Genomic DNA, 26,826 nt, shown 5'->3' with positions numbered 1-26,826 from the left:
GCCCGGTGGCGTGGTCGCGGCACCCCCGCGCGACGCCGGACCGTAGCCTGTCCCCCGTGGCCACCTCCTCTGACACCGCGCACCGCGACTACACCGACGACCTGCGCCTGGCCCACGTGCTCGCCGACGACGCCGACTCGCTGACCACCGACCGCTTCAAGGCGCTCGACCTGCACGTGATGAGCAAGCCCGACCTCACCCCGGTCACCGACGCCGACCAGGCCGTCGAGGAGAGCATCAGGCGCACCCTGTCGAAGGTGCGCTCCCGCGACGCCATCACCGGCGAGGAGCAGGGCTCCACCGGTCACAGCCAGCGCCGGTGGGTCATCGACCCCATCGACGGCACCAAGAACTTCGTGCGCGGCGTGCCGGTGTGGGCCACCCTGATCTCGCTGGTCGTCGACGACGAGGTGGTGCTCGGGGTGGTCTCGGCGCCGATGCTGCAGCGACGCTGGTGGGCCTCCAGCGGCAACGGCGCGTGGACCGGTCGGAGCCTGCTCAAGGCCACCCGCTGCCAGGTCTCCGACGTGCGCCGGCTCGAGGACGCCTCGCTGTCCTACTCCTCGCTCTCGGGCTGGGAGGAGCGCGGTCGCCTCGACGACATGCTCGCGCTGACCCGCCGCTGCTGGCGCACCCGGGCCTACGGCGACTTCTGGTCCTACATGCTGCTCGCCGAGGGCGCCGTGGACCTGGCCGCCGAGCCCGAGCTCGAGGTCTACGACATGGCCGCCCTCGACGTGATCGTGCGCGAGGCCGGCGGCCGCTTCACCGCCCTCGACGGCACCGACGGCCCCTTCGGGGGCAACGCCCTGGCCTCCAACGGACACCTCCACGAGCCAGCGCTGTCGTTCCTGGCCTCGCTGCGCGACGACCCCGAGGGCACCGAGGACCCCGACTGGCCCCGCTCGGGGCCGGGGTCGGTCTCCGACCTGCGGGTGCGCCGCGCCCGCGTGGCCGACGACGGCCCGGTCTACGACCAGTAGGCCCGACCGTCGGCCCTGGCCAGGTGACCTGCGTCACTCGTAGAGTCGGCTCACGCCGACCCGAGGAGAGCGCATGCACGTCGCCGAGATCCTGGCCGCCAAGGCCCCCGCCCCCGTGGTCACCGTCGCACCCGACGCAGGGGTGCGCACCCTGCTCGCCCTGCTCGCCGAGCACAACATCGGAGCCGTCGTGGTCAGCTCCGACGGCACCGCGCTCGAGGGCATCGTCAGCGAGCGCGACGTCGTGCGCCACCTCCACTCCGACGGCACGGTCGTGGACAACACCGTCGGCGCGATCATGACCGCCGTGGTGGAGACCTGCACCCCCGAGGACGACCTCGACGCGCTCATGGCGACCATGACCGAGCGCCGGATCCGGCACGTCCCCGTCGTCGAGGAGGGCCGCCTCGTGGGCGTCGTCAGCATCGGCGACGCCGTGAAGCACAAGATCGGTCAGCTGGAGTTCGAGCGCGACCAGCTCGACAGCTACGTCCACCAGGCCTGACCCGGACCTGCTCCGGCCCGGTGACGCCGGGCTCAGTCCTGGAGGGCCCGGTCGAGGTCGTCGAAGGCCTCGGGGCGGTGCAGCACCGAGAACCGGTCGGCGGGCCAGACCCGTGCGAGCACCTTCCCGACGACCAGGTCGGTGGGGACGTACTCGTCGCCCTCCTCGCAGCCGGTGTCGGGGTTGCGGCAGATGTGGAAGCTGGAGTCGGCGGAGTCGTCACGGTGGTCGCCCATCACGAAGACGCTGCCCTCCGGGACCGGCCCCACCTCCCAGTCGGAGCGGCACTGGTTGACCATGGGCCCGTCGCAGTCGGCGCGGTTGCGCGTGAAGTCGGAGGAGTCGAGCGGCACGCCGTTGATCGTGAGGCGGCCGTCGTCGTCGCAGCACACGATGACGTCGCCGGCCACGCCGATGACGCGCTTCACCAGGTGGCCGCCGGTGGGGTAGAGACCGATGCGGCTCATGACGGAGGTCAGGGTGTTGCCGGGGCCGACGTCCTCCTGCGGGCCGAGCCAGTCGCCCGGGTCCTCGAAGACGACCACGTCGCCGCGCTCGGGGTCCCCGCCACCCCAGTAGGACACCTTCTGCACGAGGATGCGGTCGTTGAGCACGAGTCCGGGCTCCATGGAGCCCGAGGGGATGTAGAAGGCCTGCACGAAGAAGGTCTTGACGACCAGCGCCAGGGCGAGGGCCATGACGAGCAGGAGGATGGACTCCTGCCACACGGGCAGGCGCCGGGGACGGCGGGCCGGCCCGGAGGCGTCGGCGCCGTCGGGGGCGTCGGCGCCGTCGCTCGCGCCGTGCTCGTCGTGCTGGGCCACGGCCCACCCCTCTCGGTCCCGCCTCGCGGGGTCCTTCCGGTGCCGCGCGGCTGCTGCCTGCGCGCCGCGACCCTACCCCGGTGTCCCTACGGTCCCCCGCACCTGTGGCGCGGTCGGTGCACGCGGTCGGGACACGCGGTGGCTAGGCTCCCACGGTCGGTCCGACCGGGCCGGCCACCAGGTCACCGAGAGGACACCGAGCACCATGGACAAGCCCGAGATCGACTTCCCCGACTTCGAGCCGCCGAAGGACCTCGAGATCACCGACCTCACGGTGGGCGACGGCGAGGAGGCCGCCGCCGGCCAGACCGTCTCCGTGCACTACGTCGGCGTGGCCCACTCCACCGGCGAGGAGTTCGACGCCTCCTACAACCGCGGTGAGCCGCTGCGCTTCCGCCTCGGCATCGGCCAGGTCATCTCCGGCTGGGACACCGGCGTGCAGGGCATGAAGGTGGGCGGTCGGCGCAAGCTCGTCATCCCGCCGCACCTCGGGTACGGCGACCGGGGCGCCGGCGGGGTCATCAAGCCGGGCGAGACGCTGATCTTCGTCGTCGACCTGCTCGCGGTCTCCTGACGACCCCGCGCCACCGGCGACCGTGACGCACTTCGGCGACCACCAGACCGCGATCTACGCCCAGGGCATGTTCCTGGGCCAGACCCCCGCGATCACCACCGACCTCGCGGGGCTGGAGGCGCGGGCCGCCGAGGTGCTGGAGCCGGCCGCGCTGGGCTACGTCGTGCCCAGCGCGGGCGGCGGCTCCACCGCCCGCGCCAACGTGGCCGCCTTCGAGCGGTGGCGGATCGTGCCGCGCATGCTGCGCGACCACGCCCGGCGCGACCTCGCCACCACCGTGCTGGGCACGTCGATGGCCGCACCGGTGCTGCTCGGCCCGGTGGGGGTGCAGACCCTCGCCCACCCCGACGGCGAGCTGGCGAGCGCGCGGGCGGCGACCGCCCTGGGGCTCACCTACGTGCACTCCACGCAGGCCAGCCACTCCCTGGAGGAGGCCGCCGGGGCCTCCGGCGACGGGAGCCGGTGGTACCAGCTCTACTGGCCCTCCGACCCCGAGCTGTGCGAGAGCTTCCTCGACCGGGCGCACCGCGGCGGGTACACCCACCTGGTCGTCACCGTCGACACCACCCTGCTGGGGTGGCGGCCCGCCGACCTCGACCGCGGCTACCTCCCGTTCCTGGCCGGCGAGGGCATCGCCAACTACACCAGCGACCCGGTCTTCACCCGCCGCCTCGAGCGGCCGGCGTCCGAGGACCCCGGCGCCGCGGGCCTGGCCTTCGCCTCGGTCTTCCCCCACCCCGGTCTGTCGTGGGACCGGCTGGCCTGGCTGCGCGAGCGGTGGGCCGGCCCGATCGTGCTCAAGGGCGTCCAGCACGTCGACGACGCGCGGCTGGCCCGCGACCACGGCATGGACGGCATCGTGGTGTCCAACCACGGCGGGCGCCAGGTCGACGGGGCGGTGGCCTCCCTCGACGTGCTGCCCGCCATCGCCGAGGCCGTGGGGTCGGACCTGTGCGTGCTCTTCGACTCCGGGGTGCGCTCGGGGCCCGACGTGCTCAAGGCCCTCGCGCTGGGCGCGGAGGCCGTGCTGCTGGGGCGGCCCTACCTCTACGGCCTCGCTCTCGGCGGGCAGGCCGGGGTGGAGCACGTGCTGCGCTCCCTGCTGGCCGAGCTCGACCTCACCCTGGCCGGAGCGGGGTGGTCGTCACTGGCCGACCTCGGACCGCACTGCGTCGTGCGGGCCTGACCCGGGGCGCGGCGGAGGCCGCGTTCCTCCCGTCCCACCAGGGTCCTCCCCGGGTCCTACCAGGGCAGGCCGTCGTCGAAGGCGCCCTCGTCGGCGACGCGCGCGGCCCGGCCGCGCAGCTCCACCACGTCACCGGCCACGAGCTGGCGCCCGCGACGCGTGTCGACCTCGCCGTTGACGAGCACGTCGCCGGCCGCGACGACCTCCTTGGCCTCGGCCCCGCTGTCGATCAGGTCGGCCAGCTTGAGGAACTGTCCGAGCCGGATCACCTGGTCACGGATGGGGACGTCGACGGGCTCGGGCACGACGTCAGTCAACCACCCGCCGCCGCCCGGACCGCCCGGGCCCCGCTGGTCAGCCGATCAGCACGCTCACGGCGTGGATCAGCACGCCGACGAGCCCGCCGACGACCGTGCCGTTGATCCGGATGAACTGCAGGTCGCGCCCCACGTGCAGCTCGATGCGGTCGGCGGCCTCCTTGCCGTCCCAGCGCGCGATGGTGCTGGAGATGATGGTGGTCACCTCGTCGCCGTAGCGGTCGACGGCGAACACGACGGCATCGGCGATCGTCGAGTCGAGCGAGGCGCGCAGGTCGGGCTCCTCGCCCAGGCGCCGGGCGAAGCGGGCCACCTCGGCCAGCAGTCGCTCCCGCACCGCCCCCTGGGGGTCCTGGAGCGACGCGGTGAGCACGCGACGCAGGGCGTCCCACAGCGACACGGCCGTCGCGACGACCTGCGGCTGGTCGAGCAGGCGGTCCTTGAGCCGCTCGGTGCGCTCCTGGGTCTCGGGGTCGTCGAGGAGGTCGTGGGCCAGCTGGACCAGCATCGAGTCGAGGGCCCGACGGGCCCGGTGCTCGGAGTCGTCGCGGATGTCCGCGACCCAGCGCACCAGCTCGAGGTGGATGCGCCCGGTGATCTTCTCGTTGATGCTCGGGGGGGCCCACCAGGGCGCTCGCTCCTCCAGCACCTGCGAGACGGTCTCGGGGTTCTCCAGCAGCCAGCCGTGGAGCTCGTCGAGGACCAGGTCGACGACGCCGTGGTGGAGGTCGTCGCGCATGACCTCCTCCAGCAGCTTGCCCAGCAACGGCGAGATCGGCTCCTCGTGGAAGCGGGGCACGAGCGCGTCCTGGACCACGGCGCGCACGTGCTCGTCCTTGACCTTCGCCAGACCGGTCGCCACGACCTCGGAGACCTCGTCGACCACGGACCGGGCGTGGTCGGGGTCGGAGAGCCACCGCCCCACGCGCGCCGAGACCTCGGCGGCGCCGATCCGCTCGCGCACGATGGACTCCTGCAGGAAGTTCTCCCCCACGAACTCCTCGAGGCCCTTGCCGAGCTCGTCCTTGCGTCGCGGCACGAGGGCCGTGTGCGGGATCGGCAGGCCGAGGGGGTGACGGAAGAGCGCGGTCACCGCGAACCAGTCGGCGATGGCGCCGACCATCGAGGCCTCGGCGCCGGCGTTGACGAAGCCCCAGAAGCCGTCCTGGCCCAGCGTGAGGACGTAGACCACGGCCGCGAAGGCCAGCAGGGAGCCGGCCACCACCCGCATCCGGCGCAGGCCCTGGCGGCGCAGGGCGTCGGCGCCGGGGTCGACGGCGGGCAGGGGCAGGCCGGAGGGGCCGGAGCCGGTGGCCTCGGACGTGGCGGTGCTCGTCGGTGTCGTCATCTCGTGCACGATTCTCACCTACCCCCGCCGGGTGCGAGACTGCCGCCCATGCCCGCGCACCACGAGACCGCCACCAGCACCGTGGCCCCGCACGACGAGCGCCCGCGCACGGTGATCACCTTCGGCACCTTCGACGTCTTCCACGTCGGCCACCTGCGGGTCATCGAGCGGGCGGCGGGTCTCGGGGACCGGCTCGTGGTCGGCGTCTCCGCCGACGCGCTGAACCTGCGCAAGAAGGGTCGCGAGCCGGTCTTCAGCGAGGGCGAGCGGCTGGCCATCGTGGCCGCCCTCAAGCCGGTCGACGAGGTCTTCCTCGAGGAGAGCCTCGAGCTCAAGCGCGACTACATCGTGCGCTACGGCGCCGACGTGCTCGTGATGGGCGACGACTGGGCCGGACGCTTCGACGAGTTCCGCGACGTCTGCAAGGTCGTCTACCTCCCCCGCACCCCGGCGATCTCCACGACCGCGCTGATCGAGAAGATCTCCGGCACCTCCTGAGGCGACCAGCGCGTCGGGTTTGCCCAGCGCTCGTCACGGGGCAGGCTGACCGGGCCCGTTCCCCGACCTGATGAGGACTCCCCCATGCGCCGTACCCTCGCCGCCGCCGTGGTGGCGCTGAGCACGGCCCTCACCGCCGCGCCCGCCGTCTCGGCCACCACCCCCACCGTGACGGCGCCCCGCGCCGCCACGGCGGGCGTGGCCTCCGCCGACCGCGACGCGACCGCTGTGAAGGCCCGAGCCGCGCTCGCCACCGCCAGCGACCTGGTCACCGGCGACGCCGCCCCCTCCGACGGCGTCCGACGCGTCGACGCGACCCTCGCGCTGACCGACCTCTTCGCCCGCCTCGACCACCTCCGGGGCCCTGAGCGCACCGCCGCCGAGGCCCTGCTCGCCCGCCCCACCGACGGCGCGGGCGACGTCTACGGAGACGGCTACACCGTGCGGTCGAAGAAGAAGTGCGCCGGCAACTTCTGCCTGCACTGGGTGCCGACCACCGCCGACGCCCCGCCCGGCATGACATGGGTCAACCGCAACCTGGCCCTGCTCAACAAGGTGTGGCGCTTCGAGGTCGGCAAGCTCGGCTACCGCAAGCCCGTCAGCGACGGCTTCGTGAAGGGCCGCAACAACGGCGGCAACGGCAAGTTCGACGTCTACCTCGCCGACGTCGGCAGCCAGGGCCTCTACGGCTACTGCGCCCCGGAGTACGTCCGCAAGAGCAAGCCGCGCCTGGCCACCGGCTTCTGCGTGCTCGACAACGACTTCTCGCGCGACCAGTTCTCCGCGCCCCCGCGCGACAGCCTGCGGGTCACGGCCGCCCACGAGTTCTTCCACGCCATCCAGTTCGGCTACGACTACCTCGACGACCGCTGGTTCAAGGAGTCGACCGCGACGTGGATCGAGGAGCGCTTCGCCGACGACGTCAACGACAACCGCAGCTACCTCGTCGCCAGCCAGGTGCAGCGCCCCGGCTACTCGATGGACGTCTCGGGCGTCTCCAACTTCCAGCAGTACGGCAACTGGACCTGGTGGGAGTACCTCACCGTCCGCTACGGCGCCGGCATCGTGCGCAAGGTGTGGAACGGCGCCGGCCAGTTCAAGGGCGCGGGCCGCACCTACTCCACCAAGGCGCTGACCCGGGTCCTGGGCAGCCGGGGCGGCTTCCGCGCCGTCTACAACCGCTACGTCGGCGCCAACGTCGCCCCCGGGCGCTTCTACCCCGAGGGCGGGAGCTGGCCCTCGGCGAAGATCGGCAAGACCTGGAAGCTCACCGAGGACCAGCGCACCGCCTCCGGCGTGGCGACCCTCAACCACCTCGCGGCGCGCAACTTCGCGGCGGTGCCGGGCGGCTCGCTGGAGTCGGGCCGGTGGCGCGCGAAGATCACCGTCGACGGCCCTGCGGGCAGGACCTCACCGGCCGCCTACCTGACGGTCAAGAACACCCGTGGCGCCTGGGTGGAGAAGGCGATCCGGCTCAACCGCGACGGTCGCGGCAGCGTGGTCTTCCCGTTCTCCGCGACGAAGGTGCGCGAGGCCGTGGTCTCCACCGTCAACGCCTCCACCCGCTTCGCCGACTGCGGCGGCGGCAGCATCTACTCCTGCGGCGGCACCCCGCGCGACGAGGGCAAGAAGTTCCGCGTGAGCGTGAAGGTCTACAAGAAGTCCCGCTGACCGACCTCGCGACGCACGAAGGCCCCCTCCCTCGGGAGGGGGCCTTCGTGCGTGCGGGCCGGGGTGCCGGGTCAGGAGCGCCCGAGCACCGCGGCGTCGGGCTGGAGCGCGTCGTCGGATCCCGGCGCGGGTGCGTCCTCGGACTCGGTCTCGGGCTCGGGGGCCGGCTCCGTCTCGGGGGCCGGCTCCGGGTCGGCCTCGACAGGAGCCGGGTCGGGCTCGAGGGCGTCCACCACGTCGGTGACCTCGTCGACGACGTCGGGCAGCCCGTCGAGCACGGGGTCGGTGACCGGGTCGAGAACCCCGCCGTCGACCTCGTCGACCTCGTCGACGATGACCTCGACCACCGGGTCGACGATGACCGACACGACGCCGTGGCCCTTGCCGGGGCTGCTCCCCCCGTTGCCGTTGCCGTTGCCGTTGCCATTGCCCGGGGAGGCGGACGGCCCGTTGCCGGAGCCGTTCCCGGCACCGGAGCCGTTTCCGTTGCCGTTGTCGCCGGGCACGGTCGCCCCACCGTCGGGCTGCGCCGGCTCGACGCCGGTGCCGGTGCCGGTGCCGGTGCCGACACCGATGCCCTGCTGCGGGGAGCGGACCGGGTCGGGTCCGGCGCCGGAGGGCTGGCCCGCGGGCGCGCCCGACCCGTCGCCGACGGGGGTCTGTGACGGGGTCTCGACGGGTGCGCCGTCCGGGGCACCGGCCTCTCCGCCGCCGAGGTCGGAGCCGAGGACCGAGGCGGGGCGCCCGGTCGCAGCGGGGACCGACGGGTCCCCGGAGCGCTCGGGCGGTGCAGGTGCGGGGTCGCGCGGGGAGGCGCCGGAGCCCCCCGTCGGGCCCGAGGGGGCCACGGGTGCGTCGAGGGGCCGCAGCACCTCGGCGCCGATGACCTCCTGCTCGGGCCCCGCGGCGGTCGGGGCGACCAGGGTGGGCGCGACCTGCGTGATGACCAGCGAGGTCACCAGCACGCACACGAAGGCCAGGGCTCCCAGCGCGAGCGCGCCGTAGCCCAGGTGCAGGTCGAGCCTGCGACGCGCGATCGCGGCGCGTAGACGTGGTGACACCGGGCTCTCCTCATCGACGGTGATGACGCGTTGCCCCACCCCCCGAGGGACAGGACGACGCTAGTGGACGCGGGGCCGCGTCCGTGGCGTTTTCGTACAGGTGGTGCCGGGTGGTCCGGACCGCTCCGCGGCACGGACCGGGGACCGGTCGCGCTCAGGCGCCGACGAGACCCGCCCCCTCGGCGATCAGCAGGAACCCGAAGACGGCGAAGGCCGCGGCGGCGCCGTAGGTGATCGCCTTCTCCGGCAGCTTCTTGCCGAGCATGGCGCCGACCACGATGGCCAGCGCGTCGGCGGCGACCATGCCCAGCGTGCTGCCGATCCACGTGCCGAACCAGCCCTCGCGCGTGGCCAGGGTGATGGTGGCCAGCATGGTCTTGTCGCCGAGCTCGGCGAGGAAGAAGGCCACGCCCACCGCGAGGATCGCCGCGCCCTGGCTCGTGCGCGCCTTGTCGGCCTCCTCCGCGGTGAGCTCGTCGCCACGCAGGGTCCACAGCGCGAAGCCGAGGAAGGCCACACCGGCGACGATGGCGATGGTGTCCTGGTACTCGGCGAAGGCGTCGCCGATGAAGTAGCCGATGCCCACCGACGCCAGGTGGACGATGGCCGTGGCGACGGTGATGCCGATGAGCACGTCGCGGGCGCGGTAGCGCGCCGCGAAGGTCATCGCCATCAGCTGGGACTTGTCGCCGAGCTCGGCGACGAAGATGACGGCGGTGCTGATCAGGAAGGCTTCCATGGGTTCCTCTCCGCGCCGGGCCGAGGAAGCGCCAGGGAGCCGGACGCGCCTTCGACCAGGCGCGACCGGTTGACGGGTCGTGGCACTGGTCGAAAGTCTCGTCCGCCCGCCGGCTCTCGCCGGCTGGCCCGCTGCACCGGTCCCGCCGCGAGGCGGGGCAGTGTGTCGACGCAGCTGTTGGGGACTACTCCCTTTCGGTGACCGAGCCTAGTCGCTGCGGCCCCGCGGGCACGAATCGGCTCACCCCAGGCTGCGGTCGAGGTTGAGCGCGGCACTGATGAGCGAGAGGTGGGTGAAGGCCTGCGGGAAGTTGCCCTGCTGGTTGCCGGCCAGCCCGACCTGCTCGGCGTACAGACCGAGATGGTTGGCGTAGGTGAACATCTTCTCCAGCGCCAGCCGCGCCTCGTCGATGCGACCGAGCCGCGTGAGCGCCTCGACGTACCAGAACGAGCAGAGCGAGAAGGTGCCCTCGTCGCCGTCGACGCCGTCGCTGGTGGCGTCGAGGTCGTAGCGGAAGACCAGGCTGTCGGAGACCAGGCGGCGCTCGACCTCGGCCAGGGTGGACACGAACCGGGGGTCGTCCGGGGCCACGAACTTCACCATCGGCATGAGCAGCACCCCCGCGTCGAGGGTGTCGGAGCCCTCCGACTGCATGAAGGCCCCGACCTCGGGATCCCAGCTGTGCTCCATGATCCGGGTGAAGATGCGGTCACGGACCTCGCCCCAGCCGGCGAGGTCGCCGGGCAGCCCGCGCTGGCGGGCGATGCGCATCATCCGCTCGATGGCGACCCACGACATCAGCCGTGAGGTGGTGTGGGCCTGGGGGTCGTCGCGGATCTCCCACATGCCGGCGTCGTCGCGCTCCCAGTTGTCCATCAGCCAGGTCAGGGCACGCGTCAGGTCGGTCCAGGCGTCGTAGCTGATGCCCGTGCCGTACTTGTTGTAGAGGTAGACCGAGTCGATGAGCTCGCCGTAGATGTCGAGCTGGAGCTGACCCACGGCGGCGTTGCCCACCCGCACCGGCCGGGAGTCGAGGTGCCCGCGCAGGTGGTCGAGCTCGTGCTCCTCCACCGGCACCTCGCCGTCGATGTCGTAGAGCACGCGCAGCGGGCCGAGCTCGTCGTCGCCGGCACCGTCGCTGCGCAGCCGGTCGGAGAGCCACCCCATGAACGCGCCGGCCTCGTCGGTGAAGCCGAGGCGGAGCAGGGCGTAGAGGCTGAAGGCAGCGTCGCGGATCCAGACGTAGCGGTAGTCCCAGTTGCGCTCGCCGCCGATCTTCTCCGGCAGGCTGGTCGTCGGGGCGGCGATGATCGCCCCGGTGGGCTCGTGGGTCAGCAGCTTGAGGGTCAGCGCCGAGCGGTCGACCATCTCGCGCCAGCGGCCGGTGTAGGTGGACTGGGAGAGCCACTCACGCCAGAAGCGGGCGGTGGCGTCGAAGAGCGCCGCGGTGTCGTCGCAGTCGCCGGTCGGGAGGTCCTGGTCGTCGTCGAGCACGTGGAGCACGAAGAGCGCCTCCTCGCCTCCCTCGAGCGTGAGGTCGGCCCGCACGCACCCCTCGTCGGTGGTGAGCGGGGCGGTGGAGGTGACGCCGAGGCGCAGGTCGGCGCCGGTCAGCAGGACTCCCCCGTCGGTCTCCTCGACCTCCGGCACGACCCGGCCGTAGTCGAAGCGGGGCGCCATCTCCATCCGGATGCGCGTGGCTCCCCGCACGCACGCCACCCGGCGCACCACGCGCTGGCGGTGGTCGGGGTCGTGCGGCCGGACGACCGGCATGAAGTCGTGCACCTCGGTGACGCCCTGCTCGGTGAGGAAGCGGGTGACGAGGATCGTGGAGTCGGGGAGGTAGAACTGGTGGGTCGTCGTCGCCCCGTCGACGGGCTCCATGCGCCACGCGCCGCCCTTGCCGGGGTCGAGCAGGGCCCCGAAGACGCTGGCCGAGTCGAAGCGGCGCGGACAGAACCAGTCGATCGTGGCGTCGGTGCCGACCAGCGCGCAGGAGCGCAGGTCGCCGATCAGCCCGTGGTCGGAGATGGCGACGAACCCCTCGGCGTCGGCCGGGCCGCCGCCGTGGGGCACCTCAGCCACCGAGCCGCCACCCGCCCTGCGGCAGGTCGAGCGCGGCCTGCGGGCCCCACGAGCCCTTCTCGTAGGACTGCACCGACGGCGGGTTGTCGAGCACCGGCTGCACGACCTGCCACAGCCGGTCGACCTCGTCGGAGCGGGTGAAGAGGGTCTGGTCGCCGCGCAGCACGTCGAGCAGCAGCCGCTCGTAGGCCTCGAGGGGGTCGCCGTCGGGGACGTCGTCGACCAGGTCGAGACGCAGCCGGGCCTCGACGAGCTCCATGTCGGGTCCGGGCCTCTTGGCCTGGAGCTCCACGGTGATCTTGGGGTCGTCGGTGAGCTCCAGCACCAGGTCGTTGCAGCCGGCCTGGTTGGAGAAGATCTTGGTGGCGGGAGTGCGCAGCCGCAGCGTGATGGTGCGCCTGCCCTCGGCCAGCGCCTTGCCGGTGCGCAGGTAGAACGGCACGCCGCGCCACCGGTCGTTGTCGACGAAGGCCTCGATGGCCACGAACGTCTCCACCTCGGAGTCGTCGGCGACGTCGTCCTCGTCGCGGTAGCCCTCGAACTGCCCGTAGACCACGCGCGCGGGGTCGAGGGGGCGCATGGCGGCGAAGACCGCCGACTTGGCGTCGCGCAGGGTGCCGGCGTCGAAGTCGACGGGGTCCTCCAGCGCCACGAAGCCGAGCAGCTGGCTGAGGTGGGTCGAGACCATGTCGCGCAGCGCCCCGGTGGACTCGTAGAAGCTGCCCCGACCCTCGAGGCCGAGCGCCTCGGGCACGTCGATCTGCACCGAGGAGACGGTCTCGTGGTTCCACGCCGGCTCGAAGAGCCCGTTGGCGAAGCGCAGGGCGAGGATGTTCTGCACGGCCTCCTTGCCCAGGAAGTGGTCGATGCGGAAGACCTGGTCCTCGTTCACGACCTCCTTGAGGCTGGCGTCGAGCTCCCGGGCCGTCTCGAGGTCGAGCCCGAAGGGCTTCTCGATGACCAGGCGGGCCCGCTCGGTGAGCCGCTCGCGACCCAGCATGGCGATCATGCCCTGCATGGCGCCGGGGGGCACCGAGAGGTAGATGAGGCGGCGCACGTCCTCGACGTCGGCGTCGAGCTCCTCCTCGGCACGGCGCACCGCAGCGGCGAGGTCGGAGCCGTCGTCGGCGTGGGACGTCTGGAAGCTCACCCGCGAGACCAGGTCGTCGAGGATCTCGGCGTCGGGGTGCTCGACGACGTCCTCGAGCCCCTGGCGCACGCGGTCGCGGAACTCCTCGTCGCTTCCCGGGGAGTGCCGCCCGCTGCCGATGAGGCGGAAGTCGGCCGGGAGGCGGCCGTCCTCGGCGAGGCGGTAGAAGCCGGGGAAGAGCTTGCGGGCCGCCAGGTCTCCGGTGGCCCCGAAGAGCACCATCACGTGCGGCGGCAGGTGCTCGCCGGCGGAGTCGGGTCGAGACGTCACGGTGGACCTTTCGTGGACGGGTTCGTGGGCGCGGTCGTGCGCGCCACGGGGTCAGGACTACCAGGCCACCTGTAGGGGTGACCAGGCCCGCGCCACCGACCGGTCGGCCGCTGGCTAGGCTCCCCGGGTGAGTGCAACCCTCGTCGCCAAGGACCTGGCCGGGGGCCACGCCCACCGCACGCTCTTCGAGGGCCTCGACCTCACCGTGGCGCCGGGCGACGTGGTGGGGGTCGTCGGCGCCAACGGCGCCGGCAAGTCGACGCTGCTGCGCCTGCTGGCCGGGCACGACGCCCCCCTCGCCGGCTCGGTCTCGACCGCGCCGTCGGACGCGTTCGTGGGCTGGCTGCCCCAGGAGCACGAGCGCGTGCCCGGCGAGAGCGTCGGCGCCTACCTTGCGCGACGCACGGGCGCGGCGGCGGCGACCGAGCGGATGGAGGCCACCGCGGCCGACCTGGGCTCGCAGGCGCCCGGGGCCGACGACGCCTACGCCGCCGCCTTCGACCACTGGATGGCCAGCGGCGCGGCCGACCTCGAGGACCGCACCGGGGCGGTGCTGGCCGACCTCGGACTCGACCTCGGCGCCGACACCCCGATGACCGCCCTGTCGGGCGGACAGGCCGCACGGGTCGCGCTCGCCGCCCTGCTGCTGAGCCGCTTCGACGTGGTGCTCCTCGACGAGCCCACGAACGACCTCGACCTGAAGGGCCTCGAACGGCTCGAGGGCTTCGTGCGCGGGCTGCGGGCCGGGGTCGTGCTGGTCTCCCACGACCGGGAGTTCCTGGCGCGCTGCGTGACCCGCGTCGTGGAGCTCGACCTGGCCCAGCACCAGGTGGCGGTCTACGACGGCGGCTACGACGCCTTCCTCGAGGAGCGGGCCGTCGCCCGGCGCCACGCCCGCGAGGCCTACGAGGAGTTCGCCTCGACCAAGGCCGACCTCGTGGCCCGCGCCCGCACCCAGCGAGAGTGGAGCAGCCAGGGGGTGCGCAACGCCCTGCGCAAGAGCCCCGACAACGACAAGATCCGTCGCCGCGCCCAGTCGGAGTCCTCGGAGAAGCAGGCGCAGAAGGTGCGGCAGATGGAGTCGCGCATCGCCCGCCTCGACGAGGTGGAGGAGCCGCGCAAGGAGTGGGTGCTCCAGCTCGAGATCGCCGCCGCGCCCCGGTCCAGCGCCGTCGTCGCCAGCCTCGACGCCGCGACCCGCACCCTCGGCGACTTCCGCCTCGGACCGGTCACGCTCCAGGTCGACGCCGGCGACCGCATCGGCATCACCGGGCCCAACGGCGCGGGCAAGACCACGCTGCTGCGCCTGCTGCTCGGCCACGACCAGCCCGACTCCGGCCGCTCCTCGCTGGGCGCGAGCGTGGCGGTCGGCGAGATCGACCAGGCACGCTCCGGCCTGGCCGAGGACCAGCCGCTCGGAGCGGCGTTCGAGGCGCTGGTGCCGCAGTGGAGCCAGGCCGAGGTGCGCACGCTGCTGGCCAAGTTCGGCCTCAAGGCCGACCAGGTCAGCAGCCGGGTGGGGCGCCTCTCCCCCGGCGAGCGCACCCGGGCCGCCCTCGCGCTGCTCCAGGCGCGCGGGGTCAACCTGCTGGTGCTCGACGAGCCCACCAACCACCTCGACCTGCCGGCCATCGAGCAGCTGGAGCAGGCGCTGGAGTCCTACACCGGGGCGCTGCTGCTGGTCACCCACGACCGACGCCTGCTCGACGCCGTGCGGCTGGACCGACGCTGGGAGATCGAGGCAGGCGTCGTCACCTCGGTGCTGGGCTGAGCCGGGACGGGATCAGGGCTGAGGCAGGGCCGGAGAGGGCTCAGCCCACGCGTTGGGGGCGGTCGTCCAGCAGCCGGTTGGCCAGGAGGGCCGCCTGCGCCCGTCGCTGCAGGCCCAGCTTGGCCAGCACGTTGGAGACGTAGTTCTTCACCGTCTTCTCGGCCAGGAACATGCGGTCGCCGATCTGGCGGTTGGTGAGGCCCTCGGCGATCAGGTCGAGGATCCGACGCTCCTGCGCCGTCAGCGTCCGCAGCTCGGCCGGCACCTCGCGCCGCGGCGCCGGTGTGCGCTCCGCGGCCCGGCGCACCAGGGCGGGGTCGATGAGCGTGCCGCCCGCGGCCAGCACGGCCACCGCGTCGAGCAGCTCGGTGCCGGTGACCTGCTTGAGGACGTAGCCCGCAGCCCCGGCGTGCACGGCGGAGTAGAGCGCCTCGGCGTCGTCGTAGGAGGTCAGCATCAGGCAGGCGATGCTCGGGTCGACCGCGCGCACGTGACGGCAGACCTCGATGCCGGTGCCGTCGGGCAGCCGCGCGTCGAGGATGGCCACGTCGGGTCTCAGCGCCGGGATGCGCGCCATCGCGGTGGCGGCGCTGCCGGCCTCCCCCACGACGGAGTAGCCCTCGACGCTCTCCAGCAGGTCGTGCAGGCCCCGTCGTACGAGCTCGTGGTCGTCGAGCAGAAACAGTGTGGTCACGGCGATCCCCCCTCAGGTCGGCCGAGAACGGGCATGTGGTGCTCCCGCCACACAGTGTGACCGCGACGTCAGCGATCGACCAGGGACCAAAGTCCCGACACAGGTCCTCTCCCGCGGTGCATGATGACGGTCCACGGCCGGGGGGACGGATGGATCGCGACGACAACGACGAGGTGCCGGCACTCGGCTTCGACTCGCTGCTGCTGCAGCTGGTCGACCGCGCCGGGGAGCTGATCGGCGCGCGGGACCGGCTCAAGTCGCTCGTGCGCGCCAACCACGACCTCGTCACGGCGCTCGACCTGCCCACCGTGCGACGCCGGGTGTGCTCGGTCGCCGCCGAGCTGGTCGACGCCCGCTACGCCTGGCTCGTGGTGTGGGACGACGACGGCGAGCTCGAGGACTTCGTGCACCACGCGGTCGACGAGGGAGTGACCGGCTCCCTGGGCGGGGCGGTGGACCGCCAGCGGCTGCTCTCCGACGTGATGGCCACCGGTAACCCCCACGGCCTGGTCGCGGCCTGCGCCCCGCACTGCTCGTGCGGCACGCCCGAGCTGCACGAGCCGGAGGGCGGGCTGCTCGTGGTGCCGATCCGTCCTCGCCAGCAGCTGCTCGGCACGCTCTACCTCACCGCCAAGCGCACCGGCACCTTCACCGCTGACGACGAGGAGCTCGTGCACGCCCTCGCCGTCACCGCGGGCATCGCCATGACCAACGCCCGGCTCTTCGACGACCTGGCCTACCGCGAGCAGTGGTCCTCCGTGCTGGCCCAGGCCTCCCGTGACCTGTCGGTGCAGGAGGGCGAGGAGGTCACCGCCCTGCTCACCGGCGCCCGCGACCTGGCCGGGGCCGCGGTGGCCGCGGTGACCGCGCCCGGTGACGACCCGGCCACCCTCGTGACGACCCACGCGGTGGGGCTGGCGGCCGAGGCGTCGATCGGCCTGGTGCTGCCCACGTGCGGCACCCTCGCCGGCAAGGCGGTGACCTCCGGGGTCGCCGCGGCCGCCGACGGCGTCGACCAGCTGCAGCCGCACGGCTACCGCGGCATGGGCGAGCTCGGCCACGCCCTCGCGGTGCCCTTCGTCATCGAGGACCGCGGGGTCGCGGCGCTCGTGCTGGCCCGGGAGCGGGGCGAGGGCGGCTTCCTGGGCCGCGACATCGAGATGGCCGAGGCCTTCGCCGCCCAGCTCGGGGTCGTGCTGGCCCAGGCCGAGGTCCGCGCCACCCGCGAGCGCCTCGGTCTGGTGGAGGACCGGCAGCGCATCGCCCGCGACCTCCACGACCACGTGATCCAGCGCCTCTTCGCCGCGGGGCTCGGGCTCGACGCCGTCGTGCTCCAGATCGGCCCGGGGCCGGTGGCCGACCGCATCGCCCTCATGAACGAGGAGGTCAACGCGGCCATCAGCCAGATCCGGCAGAGCATCTTCTCGCTGGGGGCCACCTCCCGCCCCACCTCGCTGCGCGGGCGGGTGGCCGAGGTCGTCGGCACGACGGTCGGCTTCGCCGTGCCCCCGGCGACGACCTTCGCCGGCCCGGTCGAGCACGTGACCCAGGAGTCGCTGGCCCAGGACGTGGCCGCGGTGGTGCGCGAGAGCCTCGCCAACGCCGTGCGGCACGGGCGCGCCGGCACCGCTCACGTGCACGTCGCGGTGCGGGAGGGGTGGCTCGTCGTCGAGGTCGCCGACGACGGCAGCGGGGCCGTCGACCTCACGCCCCGCGCCGAGCGGAGCGGCCTGTCCAACATGGCCGAGCGCGCACGGAGGCGAGGCGGGTCGATGACCGCGGAGGTGGTGCCCCGCGACGACGACGGCGCGGGCGGCGCGGCCCCGGTCGAGGGCGGGGCGCCCGGCGACCCGCAGGCCGCGGCCGGTGGTGTCGTGGTGCGGTGGTCGGTGCCCCTCTGAGGCACTCCCGACGCCGTCTCACGAGTCCTCCAGGACCGCGGCGTAGAGCGCCACCGCGGCCAGCTGCGAGCGCACGTGGAGCTTGCGCAGCACCGCGCGCACCTGGGTGCGCACGGTCGCCTCCGACACCCCGGCGGCGACGGCGATCTCGGCCACGCTGGTGCCGGCGAAGAGGGAGTCGAGCACCTCCAGCTCGCGCGGCGAGAGCTGAGCGATGCGCCGCTCGACCGACGTCCGCTCCCGCCTGACCCGCGACCAGGCGGCCACCAGCTCGGCCACCGTCTGCGGCTCCACCGACCGGTGCCCGGCCGCTGCCAGCCGCAGGGCGAGGTCGACCTCGCGCAGCGACGACGTGCACTCCACGACCTCGCTGGCGCCCGCCTCGAGAGCCGCGCCCCACCACGGGCCGCGCTCGGTCGTCGTCACCAGGACCCAGGGCGTGCCGACGCCGGCGACGGCGGTGCGCAGGGCGCCGAGGCGCCGCGGACTGCCCACGTCGGCCACCACGAGCACGACGTCGGGCCGGCCGTGCTCGGCGGCGGACCCGAGCACGACGTGCTCGGTGAGGAAGCCGCGCCGACGCAGCGCCGAGGCCACCGTCTCCGCCACGAGACCCTCGTCGGCGACGACCAGCACCCCCGGCCGCGACGGGGCGGGGCGCGACGTCGCCTCCGCGACGAAGGGCGTCACCACTGCCCGCCTCCCCGGCAGCGGGGCGGGGCGGCGGAGCCGGCCGGGCCGGCGGGTCTCGTGGGGCAGACGACGGCGTCTGTGCAGGTCACGGGCCCACAGTGGGGTGTGGACGGGTCGCCGGTGAGACGTCGCACCCCCGCATCCTGACTATTGGGCACGCGCAGGCGCAGCCGCCCGGCGGACCGACCGGTCGACTCGTCAAGCTTGGGTAGGGACCTAAGTCCCTGTGAGGACCCTGAGGGCCGTTCCTAGGCTCCGACCAGTCGCACGCACCGGGAGAGCCCGCGTGGTGCCGGCTGCTGGAGGGGGGCCCAGTGAGTCAGTCTGTCGTGCCGCGGAGTGGGTTCCGCGTGCTGATCATCGAGAACCACGTCCTGTTCGCCGAGTCGCTCGAGCTCGCGCTCGGGGTGGAGGGCTACGACGCGCGCCGGGTGCGCCTGGACGACGTCGCCGGCGCGCCCGGGCAGCTGTCGAGCACCCTGGCGCGGCTGCGTCCGCGGATGGTGCTCATCGGGCTCGACCCGGGGCCGCTGGGCCAGGCGGCCCGCGTCGTGCGCACCATCGCCGCGACCGGCACGCCGGTCGTCGTCGTCACGTCCTCGCCCGACCGCGCCACCTGGGGGGAGTGCGTCCGGCTCGGTGCGCGGCAGGTCGTGAGCAAGACCCGTCCGCTCAACGACCTGCTCGCCGTCGTGCGGCGACTGCACCACGGGCTGCCCGTGCTGCAGGTCAGCGAGCGCGAGGAGCTGCTGCGCCTGTGGCAGGAGCAGCGTCACGACCACGAGGACCTCCGCCGGCGTCTCGAGCTGCTGACGACGCGCGAGCAGGAGGTGCTGCAGGGGCTGATGCGCGGCTCGCTGGTGCGCGACATCGCCCGCGAGTCGGTGGTCTCCGAGGCCACGGTGCGCACCCAGGTGAAGTCGATCCTGGCCAAGCTCGGGGTCTCCTCCCAGCTCTCCGCGGTCGGCATCGCCCACCGTGTCGGGTGGTACTCCGCCGTGGGCTGAGCCGGCGTCGGGGCGGCCCGCATTTGTGCCGTATTTGCGGGATGCCCGCCCCCAGAGCCCTCCCTAGCGTGGAGCGCGATGAGCGGCCCGTGAGGGCGACTCGAGGGGGTAGCAGATGTCGAGCATCGAGCTGGAGCACGCCGGGCCCGAGCCCGGGTCACCGAGGGCGGAGCTCGCCCGGGTCGACGTGACGGGGGACGGTGGTCTGGTCGACGTGGGACTGGTCGACGTGGGACTGGTCGACGTGGGACTGGTCGACGTGGGACTGGTCGACCTGGTGCCCGAGGGTCTGCCCGAGCTGGTGGCCGACCTCGGTGCCGACCTGGCCGCCGACCTGGCCGCCGGGGAGCGGTGGCTCGGCTCACAGGCCACCCGGGCCTGCCGGGCGGCCTGCGACCTCGCAGGTCGCGCGGCCGCGCTGCTGCTGCTGCTGGGCGTGCTGCCGCTGCTGCTGGGGCTCGTGGTCGCCGTGCGGCTGGACTCGGCCGGCCCCGCACTCTTCCGCCAGGTGCGGGTGGGGCGCGGGGAGCGTCCCTTCATCATGCTGAAGCTGCGCTCGATGGAGGTTGCGGCCGAGCTGCGCCTGGAGGCCGTCGCCCACCTCGACGAGGGCAACGGGGTGCTCTTCAAGATGCGCCGCGACCCCCGCGTCACCCGGGTCGGTGCCGTGCTGCGGCGCTGGTCACTCGACGAGCTGCCCCAGCTGTGGAACGTCGTGCGCGGGGACATGGCCCTCGTCGGACCACGGCCCGCGCTGCCCTCGGAGGTGGAGGCCTACGACGAGCGGACGCGACGACGTCTGCGGGTGAAGCCCGGGCTGACCGGCCTGTGGCAGGTCTCGGGCCGCTCCGACCTGTCGTGGGACGACAGCGTCCGACTCGACCTGACCTACGTCGACCAGTGGTCGCTGCGCCTGGAGGCCTCGATCCTCCTGCGTACCCTCGGCGCCGTCGTCGGCCGCCGCGGCGCCTACTGACGCGCGCGAGCCACGGCCGCCACCCGCTCGGGGGCGGAGCGGTCGGCCGTCGGCGGTCGGCGGTCGGCGGTCGGCGGTCGGTCCGACCCCGCAGCACCTCGCCCCGCTCCGGGACCCAGCAGCCGGACCGGCCCGCGGATCCGCTGGCCAGCCGGCCCGGGGCGGGCCCCGGGCGACCGGAGGCTCATCCACACCGGCAGTGCCCGACCCGCTCCGGGCGCCGGACACCAGCAGCCCGGGCGACGCCCCCACCGACACCCCTCCCCCGCCTGCCCCGCCCCACCCCATGCCCCACCCCATGCCCGGCAACGGTTCTGGGTTGATCGAACGTTCGTTCAACCCAGAAAGGCCTCGGCCCGCCCAGGACATGCAGCCCCACGAACAGCCACGACACCACCGACCCACCGACACCACGGTGCCGCCAGCCGCTGCCCGCTGGCGGTCCTGGGTTGATCGAACGTTCGTTCAACCCAGAAGGACCTCGGCCCGCCCAGGACATGCAGCCCCACGAACAGCCACGACACCACCGACCCACCGACACCACGGTGCCGCCAACAGCTGCCCGCTGACGGTTCTGGTTTGATCGAACGTTCGTTCAACCCAGAAGCGCCTTGGCCCGCCGAGGACACGCGAGCCCACGACGGCGCCGACGCCACCGGCACCTTGGTGCCGCCGGCCGCCGGCCGCCGGCCGGTCGCCGATCGCTGGTCCGCCCGGTCGCTGGTCGCTGGTCCGCCTGGTCGCTGGTCGCTGGTCCGCCCGGTCGCTGGTCGCTGGTCGCTGGTCGCTAGCGGTCCTCCGTCGATCCGACGTCCGATCACCCAGGAGGACCTACGAGGCCACGAGCGTGGACCGACCGATGTGGCGCCGTCAGCGCGGGCACCGTCGCGCGGTGCGACGCCGGCCGCACCCGCGGGCACCGCGCCGAGCCGGGCGGCTGGCACCGCTGGATCGATCCTCCGACGGCGCCGAGGGGCCCGGGAACGACGACGCCCCACCCCGCTGCGTGAGCGGGGTGGGGCGTCGTCGTCGGGTGACCCCCCTCCCCCCAGAGGGGTGGGCCCGGGTCGGGGGCGGGCGGTCAGGCCGGTGAGCGGGCCCGGCAGGTGGCCCGGGTCACCGGCGGACCGCCGGCGGCCACGGGAGCGCCGGCGGAGCGCCGGCGGCGGCCACGGGAGCGTCGTCGGAGCGCCCTCGAGGGTCACCGGGGGTCATTGGAGGGTCACCGTGCGCCAGGTCGTGCGGGCGGAGACGTTGCCGGCCCCGTCGGCCGCGGTCACCTGGTAGCCGTAGCGGCCCGCCGCGGGCGGGGCGAAGGTGTAGGCCCAGGTGGCCGTCGGCACGCCGGGCGAGACCCCGGCGGCGACGGTCGTGTAGGGACCCCAGCCGCTGCCGTTCCACCACAGCTTGCTGACCGTGTCCTGCACCGCGACGCGCACCGAGGTGACCCCGACGGCGTCGGTGGCGTCGCCCGAGAGCACCACCGACGGCATCGACGCGGTGGCGTTGGTGGCGGCGGGTGCGAGCACCCGTGCCACCGGTGCGGTCGTGTCGGGTGCCCCGCTCAGCGTGAAGGAACGGGTGGCCGGGTCGGCGTCGGGCGTGCCCGACGCGTCGGTCGCGGTCGCGGTGACGGCGTAGGAGCCGGCCGGTGCTCCCGGCAGCGTGTAGCCCCAGGTGGCCGACGGGGTGCCCGAGCCCGTCAGGGTCGCGGCCACGGTGGCCGGCGCGGTGGTGAAGGCGGTGCCGTTCCACGAGCGGCCGGAGCCGTCGGTGATGGCGAGGCGCACGCCCGCCACCGCACGGTCGTCGGTGGCGGTGCCGCTCAGCGCGACGTTGCCGCTGGGCAGGCTCGCCCCCGCCTCCGGCGAGGTGATCGTGGTGTCGGGGGCGACGGTGTCGGGCGCCTCCGTGGTCACGGTGAAGGGCACCGAGGGCCGGGAGCCGTCGATGAGCCCGGCGGCGTCGCGCGCCTCCACGGTGATCGTGTAGGAGCCGGCCGCCCGTGGCGTCCACTCCCACGACCAGCCGGTGCTCGTCGCACCGGGCGCGTCCAGCGTCGCGGGCCACGACGTGTACCCCGTGGAGAAGCCGGTCGACCCGCTCCCGCTCCACCAGCGCCCGGTCGCGTTGTCCTTGAGGGCCAGGCGCACGCCGGCGACGCCGACGTTGTCGGTCGCGGCGCCGGCGAAGCGCACCGTGCCCAGCGGCAGCGCCGCGGCGGGGGCCGGCGGTGGGGCGGGGAAGGTCAGCGTGCCGTCGGGGCGCGTGGTGTCGTTGGTGGTGGGCGGCGGCAGCGGCGGCGGGGTGGCGCCGGTCATGGCGAAGGAGCGCACGACCGCGGACCCGGCGTTGACGTTGCCGTTGTGGTCCAGGGTCCGCACGGTGGCCAGGTAGCGGCCACGGGCGCCGACCCCGGGGAAGACGAAGCGCCACGACGCCGAGGTCGCGGGCGCGGCGCTCGAGGTCCACGAGGCGATCGACCACGTCGGGGCGGCGTCCCAGCTGGCGTCGGATGAGTTCCAGTAGAGCCCGGTGTCGGCGTCCTGCACCGACAGCTCGACGTTGCCGACCGACTGGTTGTCGGCGGCGGTGCCGGTGAGGGTGACCGAGGCCAGCGGCAGCACGCTGCTCTGGGCCGGGGCGCTCACCACCGGGGCCGACGGCGCGGTCGACTCGTAGGTGCGCGCGGCACCGGTGTCGTAGACCTGGATCCGGTCGTTGCCGGAGTCGGCGACGTAGACCCGGCCCTGGCCGTCGCAGTCGACGCCGGCCGGGCCCCGGAAGGAGTAGGGGTCCTGGCCGTAGGTGGAGCCCCACCGGGTCACGAAGGTGCCGTCGGGGTTCATGACGGTGACCTTGGCGGCCTGCTCGTCGACGATGTGGACCTGGCCGCCGCAGAAGGTGAGGTCGGCGATGTCGCGGAACTGGCCGAGCGCCGTGCCCGAGGCGCCGAAGGTGGCCAGTGCGTTGCCGGCCTGGTCGTAGGTGCGCACCCGCGTCCCCGAGCCGATGTAGATCGTGCCGGTGGAGGGGTCGACCGCTGTGCCGCTCGCGGTGACCGGGATGAAGTTGGCGTCGGGGTCGTCGAGGGTCGGGCTCGCGTCGAGCTCGGCGAAGGTCACGGCGTCGAGGATCTTGACGCTGGCGGCCATCCGGTCGGTGATGATCGCCACCTGCCGGCCGTCGGGTCGGGTGTAGAACTCCACGTCTCCGGGCCACCGGAAGTGGCCGTTGTCGGTGTCGTCGGAGCCGATCTGGCCGACCTGGCGCACGTAGGTCGGGCTGCCGCCGGCGGTGGTCGGGGCGTTGTAGACCTGGAGGTGGTGGCCACGCTCGTTGACTACCCACAGCCGCTTCGGCGTGGTGGCCGTCGGCGGCTGCACCGCGATGTGGCGCGGGTAGTTCATGTCGAAGGCACCGCCCGGTCCACGACGGCCCCAGGCGCCGAGGGAGGCGCCGGTGGAGCTGAACCGCTGGAAGCGCTGGGCCCAGGCGTCGGCCACCCACACGTCGCCGGTGGCGTCGTCGACCGACACGTCGCGCGGCTGCGCGAGCATGCCCACGGGAGGTCGCCGCGACGGGCTCGGGGCCCGCAGCAGCGGGGTGCCGCCGGAGGTGTACTTCTCGACCTCGAAGCCCCCGAAGTCACCGACCCAGACGTTGCCCTCGTCGTCGACGTCGACCTGGCGCCCGCCGCCGGAGAACTGGCCCGGTCCCTCCCCCTCCCCGCCGAAGCTCTCGACGTAGGACCCGTCGCGGCGGAAGACGTCGATGTCGGAGTTCTCCGCGTCGACGAGGTAGACCCGCCCCGAGGCGTCGTCGACGGTGATGCTGCGGTTGTCGCCGCCGGTCTGGGTGGTGGCGAAGGTCGACAGGTAGGTGCCGTCGCGTCCGTAGACGTAGGCCCGGCGGTTGAAGGCGTCGGTCATGTAGACCTGGTCGTCGTCGGTGATGTCGATGCCGTAGACGCGCGCCTGGTTGGTCTCCGACGTGCCGGGCGGCGTGATGGCCCACGAGCCGAGCTCGTCGACGGTCTGGGTGGCGTCGTTGAAGTGCAGGTGCAGCAGGCGCGGCGGGTTGGCCTCGTCGAGGGTGTTCGCGGTCACCGACAGGTTCTGGTAGTGGCTGTCGAGCACCCACACGTCCCCGGTGTCCTCCTCCACCGTCATCCAGACGGGGTAGAAGGCACGGAAGCGGTTGCCGGTCGAGGAGCTCAGGCTGGCGTCGGCGGTGTAGAGGAAGTTGCCCGCCTTGTCGTACTTGGCGATCGCGGCGGTGAGCGGGTTGTCCTTGAGCTCCGCGACGTAGACCGCCCCGTCGGTGGGGTCGGTGGCGATGCTGTAGGGCTGGCCCAGCGGGTTCGGCCGGTAGAAGTCGCCCAGCGGGTTGCCCTGCTTGTCGTAGCGGCGCACCGAGAAGTTGAGGTAGTCGCCGACCAGCACCTCCTCGGTCACGGGGTTGTACTGCACGCCCCAGGCGAAGACGCCCGGGCGGCCCTGGCCGCCGATGGAGCGCAGGAAGCGGGGCTGCTGGCCCGAGGCCACCGCGGCGTCGGCGGTCGAGCCGGTCGTCGTCACGACCAGCAGGGCCGGGGCGAGCGCCACGGTGAGGGCGAGCAGGAGGCGGGCGGCGGCGACGCGCAGGCGGCTGCGCCGCCCCGGCGTACGGCGCGCAGCGCGCGGTCGGGTCTCGGACGGGTCGGTCATGGTTGCTCCTGGTGCGAGGGACGCCGCGGCGCCGGGGTGTCAGCGGTAGCCGAGGGCGAGGAGCTGGGCGTCCAGCACCTTGTCCAGGGCCGCGACGTCCCCGGTGGCGAGGTCGTCGCGGAAGGCCTCCGAGCGGGCCGGGTCGAAGTGGTGGCGGGCCAGTCCCCGCTCGAAGGACCGGCTCGGCGCCAGTCCCACGTGGTCGAGCACCGCGCCGAGCGTGCCGCGCGGGTCGGCGACGACGTCCTCGTGCCGCACCCGGATCCAGGACCCGGCCGGTGCGAGGGCGCGCGCGTCGTCGTAGGCCTCCATCAGCGAGCGCCAGGCCAGGCCCGCGAGCACCGGGAAGCTCTCACCGTGCTCGCGCCACAGCTCGTGCAGGTCGGGGCGCAGCGGGCCGAAGAGAAGCCGGCCGGCGCCGCGGTGGCCGTCCCACCACGGCATCTGCAGCCACGAGCTGGCCACCGCCCGACCGTCGCGCACGACCTCGACGACCAGGGCGTCGGGGAAGCACTCCAGCAGCAGGCCGGCGCGCGGCCAGCCGGTGAGCTTGTGCAGGAAGACCGGGGCGCCCAGCGCCTCGGCCCGGTCCTCCACCAGGTCGACCAGCCGCCGCCGCAGCCACGGGGTGGCGTCGGCGGCGGTGAGGTCGCGCGCGGGGTCGACGAGCAGCGGGGACACCTCGCGGGCCAGCAGCCGGTAGGCCTCGCTCGGCGCGAAGCGCGCCCCGCCCTTGCGGGTCACCCCGGCGGGCAGGCGCCGCCAGGCGACGTTGTGGGCGTGGCGGCTGCGCAGCACGCCGAGGTCGTCGAGGTTGGTCACGAAGCCGGTGTCCTCGTGGCGCGCCAGCACCTCGTGCACCAGCGTCGACCCGCAGCGCCCCGTGCCGAGCACGAAGACCGGTCTCGCCCTCACCGTCGGCCCCTCACCGGTAGCCGTGACGGGCCAGCGACGGCGCGAGGATGCGGGCCACGCCCACCGGCACCTCGCGTGTCGAGCGGTTGCGGTCGGGGTAGCTCAGCCGGCGCAGCTCCTCGGCCCACGCACCGTCCTCGCCCAGCCCGGCGAAGCGGGCGGTCGCGCCGAGGACCGCGACGGGGTCGCGGACCAGCTCCTCGTAGCCCACGTGGCGCACGCGGCCCGGGTCGAGCCCGGCCAGCCCCGCGTCGAGGGCCTCGGTCTCGTGGAGCCAGTGGCGCGCGGCCAGCTCGGCGGGGTCGGCGCCCTGCGCCACCCGGTCGAGCACCCGCGCCCCGCCGTCCCACCACAGCTCCAGGTCGGGCCACCAGTCCACGCCGGTCAGCGAGCGCGTGACGGCACGGCCGTCGCGCGTCACGACCACGAAGCGCGCCCGCGGGAAAGCCTCGGCCAGCAGCGGCACCCGGCGGTTGTGGTCGATGCGCTTGGAGACCACCACCGCGGCGCCGGCGCTGCGGCGCAGCCGCTCCAGGTCGCGCACGAGGCCCGCGACGTCGACGGCGGGGTCGCCGGGGGCGGCGCCGGGCACGGCGCCGCGGCGCACGAACACCGGCTCGCCCTCCACCGGCTGCGGGAAGAACCGCTCGGCGAGGCTGCGGCGCGAGGCGTAGCGGTAGGCGTCGTCGCCCCTGGGGCCGAACCACACCGCGCGGCGCCGCTCGGGCGCGAGGCGGGCCACGCGGCCCAGGGCCCCCAGCTCCGGCAGGGCCGGGAGCCGGCGGTGGTAGTTGCTGACCCAGCCCGCGCGCGGGTGCAAAGCCAGCGCGCGGTAGACCAGGCTCGTGCCCGAGCGCGGCGCGCCCAGCACGAACAGCGGCCCCGCGTCACCGCGGTCGTCGGGCCGGGCCGGACGGGTCGGCCGGGCTGCGGCGTACGACGTCATGGG

At 73.9% G+C, this 26,826-nt stretch carries 22 protein-coding genes; 10 read left to right on the top strand and 12 right to left on the bottom strand.

Annotated features, from left to right (window positions below; all coding sequences use genetic code 11):
- Positions 1-56: 56 nt before the first annotated feature.
- Positions 57-983 carry a histidinol-phosphatase gene (gene hisN, locus ASF50_RS06345; protein ID WP_056864081.1) on the top strand — a complete coding sequence of 309 codons (927 nt, stop codon included), beginning with the start codon at positions 57-59 and terminating at the stop codon, positions 981-983.
- A 73-nt stretch (positions 984-1,056) separates the two neighbouring features.
- On the top strand, positions 1,057-1,488 hold the full coding sequence (locus ASF50_RS06340) for a CBS domain-containing protein (RefSeq protein WP_056903821.1): 432 nt from the start codon (positions 1,057-1,059) through the stop codon (positions 1,486-1,488).
- A gap of 32 nt (positions 1,489-1,520) precedes the next feature.
- Here ASF50_RS06340 and lepB read toward each other — a convergent pair whose 3' ends face one another.
- Complete coding sequence (lepB, locus tag ASF50_RS06335) at positions 1,521-2,312, bottom strand: signal peptidase I (RefSeq protein ID WP_056903820.1); 792 nt, start codon at positions 2,310-2,312, stop codon at positions 1,521-1,523.
- A 205-nt stretch (positions 2,313-2,517) separates the two neighbouring features.
- Here lepB and ASF50_RS06330 point away from each other — a divergent pair, with 205 nt between their 5' ends.
- Positions 2,518-2,886, top strand: coding sequence for an FKBP-type peptidyl-prolyl cis-trans isomerase (locus tag ASF50_RS06330; RefSeq protein ID WP_056864078.1), 369 nt, complete (start codon positions 2,518-2,520; stop codon positions 2,884-2,886).
- A gap of 22 nt (positions 2,887-2,908) precedes the next feature.
- A complete protein-coding gene (locus ASF50_RS06325) occupies positions 2,909-4,072 on the top strand; it encodes a lactate 2-monooxygenase (protein ID WP_200919044.1) in 1,164 nt (387 codons plus the stop codon).
- 56 nt (positions 4,073-4,128) lie between these two features.
- On the opposite strand, the gene ASF50_RS06320 is transcribed toward ASF50_RS06325, so the two are convergent.
- Positions 4,129-4,377 (bottom strand): RNA-binding S4 domain-containing protein, encoded by a 249-nt coding sequence (locus tag ASF50_RS06320; RefSeq protein WP_056903819.1) that lies wholly within the window; start codon positions 4,375-4,377, stop codon positions 4,129-4,131.
- 49 nt (positions 4,378-4,426) lie between these two features.
- Positions 4,427-5,737 (bottom strand): DUF445 domain-containing protein, encoded by a 1,311-nt coding sequence (locus ASF50_RS06315; protein WP_082503047.1) that lies wholly within the window; start codon positions 5,735-5,737, stop codon positions 4,427-4,429.
- A gap of 48 nt (positions 5,738-5,785) precedes the next feature.
- Between ASF50_RS06315 and ASF50_RS06310 the strand changes: the two genes are divergently transcribed.
- Together ASF50_RS06310 and ASF50_RS06305 are read left to right on the top strand one after the other, a co-directional pair.
- Positions 5,786-6,235: an adenylyltransferase/cytidyltransferase family protein gene (locus tag ASF50_RS06310; protein ID WP_056903818.1), complete on the top strand. Its 450-nt coding sequence runs from the start codon at positions 5,786-5,788 to the stop codon at positions 6,233-6,235.
- A gap of 84 nt (positions 6,236-6,319) precedes the next feature.
- A complete protein-coding gene (locus tag ASF50_RS06305; protein WP_056903817.1) occupies positions 6,320-7,906 on the top strand; it encodes an MXAN_6640 family putative metalloprotease in 1,587 nt (528 codons plus the stop codon).
- A gap of 71 nt (positions 7,907-7,977) precedes the next feature.
- On the opposite strand, the gene ASF50_RS06300 is transcribed toward ASF50_RS06305, so the two are convergent.
- The 4 genes from ASF50_RS06300 to zwf form a co-directional block, all read right to left on the bottom strand.
- Positions 7,978-8,967 carry a hypothetical protein gene (locus tag ASF50_RS06300; RefSeq protein ID WP_056903816.1) on the bottom strand — a complete coding sequence of 330 codons (990 nt, stop codon included), beginning with the start codon at positions 8,965-8,967 and terminating at the stop codon, positions 7,978-7,980.
- Positions 8,968-9,121: 154 nt separating this feature from the next.
- Positions 9,122-9,706 (bottom strand): TMEM165/GDT1 family protein, encoded by a 585-nt coding sequence (locus ASF50_RS06295; RefSeq protein ID WP_056903815.1) that lies wholly within the window; start codon positions 9,704-9,706, stop codon positions 9,122-9,124.
- 240 nt (positions 9,707-9,946) lie between these two features.
- Complete coding sequence (locus ASF50_RS06290; RefSeq protein ID WP_082502818.1) at positions 9,947-11,791, bottom strand: glycoside hydrolase family 15 protein; 1,845 nt, start codon at positions 11,789-11,791, stop codon at positions 9,947-9,949.
- On the bottom strand, positions 11,784-13,211 hold the full coding sequence (gene zwf, locus ASF50_RS06285; protein WP_235557568.1) for a glucose-6-phosphate dehydrogenase: 1,428 nt from the start codon (positions 13,209-13,211) through the stop codon (positions 11,784-11,786). The genes ASF50_RS06290 and zwf overlap by 8 nt, the downstream gene beginning before the upstream one ends.
- 127 nt (positions 13,212-13,338) lie before the next feature.
- On the opposite strand from zwf, the gene ASF50_RS06280 reads away from it, so the two are divergent.
- Entirely contained in the window at positions 13,339-14,982 is a 1,644-nt protein-coding gene (locus ASF50_RS06280; protein ID WP_056903813.1) for an ABC-F family ATP-binding cassette domain-containing protein, read from the top strand.
- Positions 14,983-15,022: 40 nt separating this feature from the next.
- Here ASF50_RS06280 and ASF50_RS06275 read toward each other — a convergent pair whose 3' ends face one another.
- The gene (locus tag ASF50_RS06275) at positions 15,023-15,676 is read right to left on the bottom strand and encodes a response regulator (RefSeq protein ID WP_056903812.1); all 654 of its coding nucleotides are present in this window, start codon (positions 15,674-15,676) and stop codon (positions 15,023-15,025) included.
- A 149-nt stretch (positions 15,677-15,825) separates the two neighbouring features.
- Here ASF50_RS06275 and ASF50_RS06270 point away from each other — a divergent pair, with 149 nt between their 5' ends.
- A complete protein-coding gene (locus tag ASF50_RS06270) occupies positions 15,826-17,577 on the top strand; it encodes a GAF domain-containing sensor histidine kinase (RefSeq protein WP_056903811.1) in 1,752 nt (583 codons plus the stop codon).
- 18 nt (positions 17,578-17,595) lie between these two features.
- Here ASF50_RS06270 and ASF50_RS06265 read toward each other — a convergent pair whose 3' ends face one another.
- Positions 17,596-18,267, bottom strand: coding sequence for a response regulator transcription factor (locus tag ASF50_RS06265; protein ID WP_162242272.1), 672 nt, complete (start codon positions 18,265-18,267; stop codon positions 17,596-17,598).
- Positions 18,268-18,620: 353 nt separating this feature from the next.
- Here ASF50_RS06265 and ASF50_RS06260 point away from each other — a divergent pair, with 353 nt between their 5' ends.
- Positions 18,621-19,277: a response regulator transcription factor gene (locus tag ASF50_RS06260; RefSeq protein ID WP_228942452.1), complete on the top strand. Its 657-nt coding sequence runs from the start codon at positions 18,621-18,623 to the stop codon at positions 19,275-19,277.
- A gap of 115 nt (positions 19,278-19,392) precedes the next feature.
- Positions 19,393-20,253 (top strand): sugar transferase, encoded by an 861-nt coding sequence (locus ASF50_RS06255; protein ID WP_056903810.1) that lies wholly within the window; start codon positions 19,393-19,395, stop codon positions 20,251-20,253.
- A 1,211-nt stretch (positions 20,254-21,464) separates the two neighbouring features.
- On the opposite strand, the gene ASF50_RS06250 is transcribed toward ASF50_RS06255, so the two are convergent.
- From ASF50_RS06250 to ASF50_RS06240, 3 genes are read right to left on the bottom strand one after another with little or no spacing between them, the layout of a single operon-like run.
- Positions 21,465-24,962, bottom strand: a complete 3,498-nt coding sequence (locus ASF50_RS06250; RefSeq protein ID WP_056903809.1) for an Ig-like domain-containing protein — start codon at positions 24,960-24,962, stop codon at positions 21,465-21,467.
- A 39-nt stretch (positions 24,963-25,001) separates the two neighbouring features.
- On the bottom strand, positions 25,002-25,877 hold the full coding sequence (locus ASF50_RS06245; protein ID WP_082502814.1) for a sulfotransferase family protein: 876 nt from the start codon (positions 25,875-25,877) through the stop codon (positions 25,002-25,004).
- 10 nt (positions 25,878-25,887) lie between these two features.
- Positions 25,888-26,823 carry a sulfotransferase family protein gene (locus tag ASF50_RS06240; protein WP_056903807.1) on the bottom strand — a complete coding sequence of 312 codons (936 nt, stop codon included), beginning with the start codon at positions 26,821-26,823 and terminating at the stop codon, positions 25,888-25,890.
- Positions 26,824-26,826 lie beyond the last annotated feature (3 nt).

The sequence above is a fragment of the Nocardioides sp. Leaf307 genome (assembly GCF_001423135.1).
Lineage (GTDB): Bacteria > Actinomycetota > Actinomycetes > Propionibacteriales > Nocardioidaceae > Nocardioides > Nocardioides kribbensis.
The sequence above is the reverse complement of the archived record's forward strand: the minus strand, read 5'-3'. Positions and strand labels throughout refer to the sequence as shown.